The organism is Streptomyces lonarensis (assembly GCF_012033735.1).
GTDB lineage: Bacteria > Actinomycetota > Actinomycetes > Streptomycetales > Streptomycetaceae > Streptomyces > Streptomyces lonarensis.
This window is the reverse complement of sequence record NZ_JAAVJD010000276.1, coordinates 1-6,221: the sequence shown is the minus strand read 5'-3', so window position 1 is coordinate 6,221 and position 6,221 is coordinate 1. Positions and strand designations below refer to the sequence as shown.

The following is a 6,221-nucleotide window of genomic DNA, read 5'->3' as shown; positions in this document are numbered from 1 at the left end:
GGCGGGGGCGGGCCGGGAGGCGGCGTCGGGCACGGACGCCGGTGCGGCATCGGGTCCGGAGGCAGCGTCCGGCGCGGGCCGGGGCTCCTTCGCCTCGCCGTGGCCGCCGCCGTCGATGCCGAGAATCCACTCCCCGGGGGTCGGCGCCGGGGGCTCGGGGACGGGCGGCACCGCGGTGGCGACCGCCGGTGACGCGGCGCCGGGCGCCAGTTCGACGACGCGGTCGGCGACGGGCAGCAGCGCCCGGCGGTGCGTCACCAGCAGCACCGTCCGGTCGGCGGTCAGCCGGCGCAGCGCGTCCGCGACCCGTGCCTCGGTGTCGGTGTCGAGGGCGGCGGTCGGCTCGTCGAGCAGCAGCAGCGGCCGGTCGGCGAGGAACGCGCGGGCGAGCGCCACCCGCTGGCGCTGCCCCTGGGAGAGGCCGGCACCGCCCTCGTCGAGGAGCCGGTCGGGGTCGAGGTCGTCGTCGGCGGCGTCGGCCAGGGCACGGGCCACGGCGGCGTCGTCGGCGTCGGGGCGGGCGAGCCGCACGTTGTCGGCGACGGTGCCGGCGAAGAGGTGCGGATGCTGCGGGACCCAGGCCAGCTGGGCGTGCCAGCTCGCGGGGTCCAGCTCGGCGAGGTCCCGGCCGCCGATCAGCACCCGGCCGGCGGCGGGCCGGGCGAGGCCGAGGACGCTGCGGAGCAGCGTCGTCTTGCCCGCGCCGGAGGGTCCGACGAGGGCGACGGTCTCCCCCGCCCGCAGCTCCAGGGAGGTGGCGGTGAGGGCGTCGGTGGTCCGTCCGGGGTACCGGACGGTGACGCGGTCCAGGGTGACCAGCGCCCGCCCGGCGGGCACGGCGGCGACGTCGGGCGCGGTGCGCGTGCCCGCGGCGGGACGCTCCTCCTCCAGCACGTCGAAGACGGCGTCGGCGGCGGCCAACCCCTCCGCGGCGGCGTGGTACTGGGCGCCGACCTGCCGCAGCGGCAGGTACGCCTCGGGGGCGAGGATCAGCACGACCAGGCCGGTGTGCAGGTCGAGTTCGCCGTGCACCAGCCGCATGCCGATGGAGACGGCGACCAGGGCGACGGAGATGGTGGCGAGCAGTTCCAGCGCGAAGGAGGAGAGGAAGGCGATCCGCAGCGTCCGCAGCGTGGAGCGCCGGTACTCGCCGGTCACCGAACGGACCCGCTCCACCTGGGCCTTGGCCCGGCCGAACACCTTGAGGGTGGTGAGGCCGGCGACGACGTCGAGGAAGTGGCCGGAGAGGTGGCTCAGCCGCCGCCACTGGCGGTCCATGTGCGCCTGCGTGGCCCAGCCGATCAACATCATGAACAGTGGGATCAGCGGCAGGGTGACGAGGATCGTCGCGGCGGAGATCCAGTCCTCGGTGAGGATCTTCGCCAGGACGACCACCGGGACGACGGCGGCCAGACCCAGCTGCGGCAGGTAGCGCGCGAAGTAGTCGTCCAGGGCGTCGACCCCCCGGGTGGCGAGGGTGGCGAGCTCGCCGGTGGCGCGCCCGCCGTCCGCTGCCCCACCGCCGCCCCGCCCCGCCGCGACGTGCCGCAGCAGCCGCAGCCGCAGCTCGGACTTGACGGCGGCGGAGGCGCGGTGGGCGGCCAGCTCGGTGAGCCAGGAGACCAGGGCCCGGCCGGTGGCCGTGGCGAGCAGCACCAGCAGCGGCGTGGTGAGGTCGCCGGGCGCGGCGCCGCCCTGGAACGCCCCGACGACGATGTCGGCGAGGACCACGGCCTGGACGACGACCAGCACCGCGCCCGCCAGGCCGAGCACGACGGAGGCGGCGAGGAAGCCGCGGGTGGCGCGGGCGCAACGCAGCAGGCGGGGGTCGACGGGGCGCACGGCGGTCAGCTCCCCGTGCCCTGGGGACGGCCGCCGCCGACACCGGCGAGATCGCCACCGGGCGCCTCGGGCGCGTCGGGCGCCTCGGGACCCTCCGGGCCGTCGGTGGCACCGGGGCCGCCGGAACCATCGGAGCCTTCGGGTCCCGGGGAGCCGCCCGGGGTGCCGGGGGCGCCGCCGGAGGGGTGGTCCGGGGCGATGTGCTGGACGCCGATCCGCTTCCGGAACACCCAGTACGTCCAGCTCTGGTAGAGCAGCACCACCGGCGTCGCAAACCCGGCGACCCAGGTCATGATCGTCAGGGTGTAGTCGGTGGCGGCGGCGTTCTCCGTGGTCAGCGACCACGCCGGGTCCAGCGTCGACGGCATCACGTCGGGGAACAGCGACAGGAAGAGCGTCGCGACGGCGGCGGCGATGGTGACGCCGGAGAGCGCGAACGACCAGCCCTCGCGGGCCGCGTGGTTGGCGGCGAGCGCGGCCAGCAGCGCGACGGCGGCGAGGACGGCGGTGACCAGGCTCGCGGTGTCGCCGTGGGCGGCCTGGGTCCAGGCGAGGAACGCGACGGCGAGGCCGGCGGTCACCAGGCCGAGGACGGCGGCGTGGCTGCGGGCGCGGTCCCGGATCTCCCCGACGGTCTTCAGCGCGGTGAAGACCGCGCCGTGGAAGGTGAAGAGGGTCAGGGTGAGCGCGCCGCCGAGCAGCGCGTAGGGGTTGAGCAGGTCCAGCAGGTTGCCCGCGAACTCCTTGTCGGCGTCGATGGGGACACCGCGCACGATGTTGGCGAAGGCGACGCCCCACAGGAACGCCGGCAGCAGCGAGGTCCAGAAGATCGCCGTCTCCCAGTTGCGCTGCCAGTTCTCCTCCGGGCGCTTGGAGCGGTACTCGAAGGCGACACCGCGCACGATCAGGCAGACCAGGATCAGCAGCAGCGGCAGGTAGAAGCCGGAGAAGAGGGTGGCGTACCACTCGGGGAACGCGGCGAAGGTGGCGCCGCCGGCGGTGAGCAGCCAGACCTCGTTGCCGTCCCAGACCGGACCGATGGTGTTGATCAGCACGCGGCGCTCACGGCGGTCGCGGGCGAGGGTGCGGGTGAGGACGCCGACGCCGAAGTCGAAGCCCTCCAGGAAGAAGTAGCCGGTCCACAGGACCGCGATGAGGATGAACCAGACGGTGGTGAGTTCCATGGCCGTCTCCAGTCGGGAGCGGGGTGGGGAAGGTGCCGGGGCGCGGGGTGCGCGGGGCGCGGCCTGGCGGGGAGGCGGGGCCGCGCGCCCGCGGGTCAGTAGGAGAACGCCATCGGCTTGTCCGGGTCCCGGTGGTCGCCGCCGATGCGGGTCGGCGGGTTGCGGTCGGCGTCGGTCAGCTCCGGCGGCCCCGCCTTGACGTACTTGGCGAGCAGCTTGATCTCGACGACGGCGAGCGCCGCGTAGAGGAGGGTGTAGACGGTCATGGAGGTGATGACCTCGCCCTGGGAGACGCTGGGCGACACCCCGGCGGAGGTCTGGAGCACGCCGTAGACGACCCACGGCTGCCGGCCCATCTCCGTGAAGATCCAGCCCCACGCGTTGGCGATGAGCGGGAACGCCATGGTGGCGAAGGCCAGGCGCCAGTACCAGCGGGTGAGCCCCTCACCCAGCTCGCGGTCGCGGGTGAGCGCGAGGCGCGGGACCTCCTCACTGCCGGTCCGCAGCCGTTCGGAGAGCCAGAACCGGCGGCGGGTCAGCCACAGCCCCGCGATGCCGAGGGTCAGCGAGGCCATGCCGAACCCGATCATCCACCGGAAGCTCCAGTAGGCGACGGGGATGTTGGGGCGGTAGTCGCCGGGCCCGTACTCGGCCTCCATCGCTGCCTGGGTGTCGTTGATGCCGGGAACCGGGTCGGAGAAGTTGTCGTGGGCGAGGAAGGACAGCAGCCCGGGGATCTCCACCGCGACGACGTTGTGCCCGGCGTCCACGTCCCCGATGGCGAACAGCGAGAACGGCGCCGGCCCCTCGGTGTCCCACAGCGCCTCGGCGGCGGCCATCTTCATCGGCTGCTGCTCGTACATGATCTTGGCGAGGCGGTCGCCGCTGACGGCGGTGAGCATGCCGGCCGCGACCAGGGTGATCAGGCCGACCCGCAGCGAGGTGCGCATCACCGCGACGTGGCGGCGGCGCATCAGGTGGTAGGCGGCGATGCCGACCATGAACGCGCCGCCGACGAGGAACGCCGCCGTGATGGTGTGGGCGAACTGCGCGACGGCGGTGTTCTGGGTGAGCACCTGGAGGAAGTCGGTCAGCTCGGCACGGCCGGACTCCTCGTTGATCCGGTAGCCGACCGGGTGCTGCATCCAGGAGTTGGCGGCCAGGATGAAGTAGGCGGAGAGCACCGTGCCGATCGCCACCATCCAGATGGTGGCGAGGTGGATGCGCTTGGGGAGCTTGTCCCAGCCGAAGATCCACAGTCCGATGAAGGTGGACTCGAAGAAGAAGGCGATCAGCGCCTCGAAAGCGAGCGGCGCACCGAAGATGTCGCCGACGAACCGGGAGTAGTCCGACCAGTTCATGCCGAACTGGAACTCCTGGAGGATGCCGGTGACGACGCCCATGGCGATGTTGATCAGGAAAAGCTTGCCCCAGAACTTGGTGGCGCGCAGGTAGACGTCCTTCCCGGTGCGCACCCACGCGGTCTGCAGCAGGGCCACCAGGGTGGCCAGCGAGATCGTCAGCGGGACGAAGAGGAAGTGGTAGACGGTGGTGATGCCGAATTGCCAGCGGGCGAGGGTCTCCTCCGCCAGGGCCAGTTCCACAATGCCTTCTCCTTCACTGCGTGCGCCGAGCCACCGCCGGGAGCCTGACCCTTGTCGGGGGGTTCGTCCGGGACGAACCCGTAGCAACGCGACACGCTTGTGAACGTATTCACATTCACAAGCCAGTATCGCGCATACCGTCGTACCGGAGGGCACCGGGGTAGGTGCAACAGCTCACACCCGGCAGCGGGGCCCCGGCGAGGGCCGAGCGGCCCCGCCCCGGGCGGACGTCCCGACCCGCCCCGGCGGCCGTGCGGACCCCGACCGGCGATCACCCGAGCGGAGCGCGCACGGCCGCCGGGCACGACGAAAGGGCCCGCCGGATCGGCGGACCCCTCCACGACGTGCACGCGCCCGGCTGCGCCGGGCACTCCTCAGCCGGCGGTGCGGCCCCGGAACTCGCCCGCCACCTTCAGCAGCAGGTCGTCGGCCTCCCGCTCGCCGACCGTCACCCGCACGCCCTCGCCGGGGAACGGCCGGACCGTCACCCCCGCCGCGGCGCACGCCTCGGCGAACTCCACCGTGGCGTCGCCCAGCCGCAGCCAGTGGAAGTTGCCCTGCGACACCGGCACCGTCCACCCCTGGGCCGTCAGCTCCGCGTGCACGCGGCGCCGCTCCTCGACCAGGGCCGCGACCCGCTCCAGCAACTGCGGCCCGCTCCGCAGCGACGCCACCGCGGCGTCCTGCGCCACCTGGCTCACACCGAACGGCACCGCCGTCTTGCGCAGCGCCGCGGCCACCGGCTCCTGGGCGACGCAGAAGCCGACGCGCAGCCCCGCCAGCCCGTACGCCTTGGAGAAGGTCCGCAGCACGCAGACATTGGGGTACGCGCGGTACAGCCCCAGCCCGTCCGGCACCTCCGGGTCGTCGACGAACTCCCGGTACGCCTCGTCCAGTACGACCAGCACCCGTGCCGGAACCCGGGCCAGGAACCGCTCCAGCTCCGCCCGGCGGATCGCCACCCCGGTGGGGTTGTTCGGGTTGCACACGAAGATCAGCCGCGTCCGCTCGGTGACGGCGTCCGCCATGGCGTCGAGGTCGTGCTCCTCGTCGGCGGTCAGCGGCACCTGCACCGAGGTGGCGCCCGCGATCTGCGTGATGATCGGGTACGCCTCGAACGACCGCCAGGCGTAGATCACCTCGTCACCGGGGCCGGCGGTCGCCTGCAGCAGCTGCTGGGCCACCCCGACCGAGCCGGTGCCCGTGGCGATGTGCCCGACCGGCACCCCGAAATGGTCGGCCAGCTCGGCGAACAGCGCCGAGCAGGCCATGTCCGGGTAGCGGTTCATCGCCCCGGCCGCGGCGACCGCCCGCTCCAGCACACCGGGCAGCGGCGGGTACGGGTTCTCGTTGGACGACAGCTTGTACGAGTCGGCACCCGCCGCCGGACGGCCGGGCCGGTACGCGGGGATACCGTCGAGCGCGGCGCGCAGCTGCGGGCCCTCGGGGAACGTCGGTGTACACATCCTCCACACCTTAGGAGGAAAAGCCCGCCGGGCGTACCCCCCGGACGACCCCGCTCGGCACCCCTCCGGGTGCCGCCGCGGCCGCGGTCCCGGCGGCGGCGAGGGCCGGCGCGCCGGCGCCGCCG

3 protein-coding genes and 1 pseudogene are annotated in these 6,221 nt (G+C 73.7%); all 4 read right to left on the bottom strand.

Annotated features, from left to right (window positions below; all coding sequences use genetic code 11):
* The coding region (gene cydD / locus HCN56_RS22630) for a thiol reductant ABC exporter subunit CydD (protein WP_167974063.1) at nucleotides 1–1,842 on the bottom strand (1,842 nt) is incomplete at its 3' end.
* A 185-nt stretch (nucleotides 1,843–2,027) separates the two neighbouring features.
* Nucleotides 2,028–3,026 (bottom strand): annotated as a pseudogene (gene cydB / locus HCN56_RS22625) (cytochrome d ubiquinol oxidase subunit II); the annotation flags it as partial.
* 95 nt (nucleotides 3,027–3,121) lie between these two features.
* Nucleotides 3,122–4,630, bottom strand: a complete 1,509-nt coding sequence (locus tag HCN56_RS22620; protein WP_167974059.1) for a cytochrome ubiquinol oxidase subunit I — start codon at nucleotides 4,628–4,630, stop codon at nucleotides 3,122–3,124.
* Between the two features lie 374 nt (nucleotides 4,631–5,004).
* The gene (gene hisC / locus HCN56_RS22615) at nucleotides 5,005–6,096 is read right to left on the bottom strand and encodes a histidinol-phosphate transaminase (RefSeq protein WP_167974057.1); all 1,092 of its coding nucleotides are present in this window, start codon (nucleotides 6,094–6,096) and stop codon (nucleotides 5,005–5,007) included.
* Between the last annotated feature and the right edge of the window lie 125 nt (nucleotides 6,097–6,221).

Coding starts and splice junctions, on each gene's coding strand:
- hisC (WP_167974057.1), bottom strand. CDS start 6,096: ATGTGTACACCGACGTTCCCCGAGGGCCCGCAGCTGCGCGCCGCGCTC.